Annotated in this window: 1 protein-coding gene; it reads left to right on the plus strand. The window is 75.7% G+C overall.

From position 1 onward, the window contains the following. Positions 1 to 647 (plus strand): serine hydrolase domain-containing protein (locus tag PROKR_RS37490; protein WP_036966298.1); only part of this gene is annotated, 647 nt, incomplete at both ends.

The following is a 647-nucleotide window of genomic DNA, read 5'->3' on the forward strand; positions in this document are numbered from 1 at the left end:
ATCGGGTCGATCACCAAGCCGATGATCGCCGTGGCCGTGCTGCGGCTCGTCTCCGAGGGCCTCGTGGCGCTTGCGGACCCGATCGGGCGGCACCTGCCGGACGCACCGGCCCCCGACGCCACCATCAGGCACCTGCTGACGCACACCAGCGGCCTGCAGGCCGAGTTCCCGGGCCCGTGGTGGGAGCGGCACGGCGGGCCGACGTGGGACGAGCTGGCCGCCTCCGGTGTCGAGCAGCTCTGGGACCCGGGCGAGCAGTACCACTACAGCAACCCCGGGTTCGCGGTGCTGGGCCGCCTGGTCGAGGTGGTCCGCGGGGACTCGTGGGACAAGGTGCTGCGCGCCGAGCTGTGGGAGCCCCTGGGCATGACGGCCACCGGCCGGGTGCCCGTGGGCCCCCACGTCGACGGCTACGCCGTGCACCCGGACGCCGACCTGGTGCACCACGAGCCCGTCCCCGACTACCGCGCGGCGGGCCCGGCGGGTGAGGTGTGGTCCACGCCGTCGGACCTGGTGCGGTTCGGGATGTGGCTGGTCGGTCGCGAGGTGGACCGGGACGCCGGCGAGGCCGTGCTCCCGCTGGAGCTGCGCCGGCAGCTGGCGGTGCCACGCGTGGTGGTCGACGACGCCGGGCCCGCCGGCGGCCC

This window comes from Promicromonospora kroppenstedtii DSM 19349 (assembly GCF_000515355.1).
GTDB lineage: Bacteria > Actinomycetota > Actinomycetes > Actinomycetales > Cellulomonadaceae > Promicromonospora > Promicromonospora kroppenstedtii.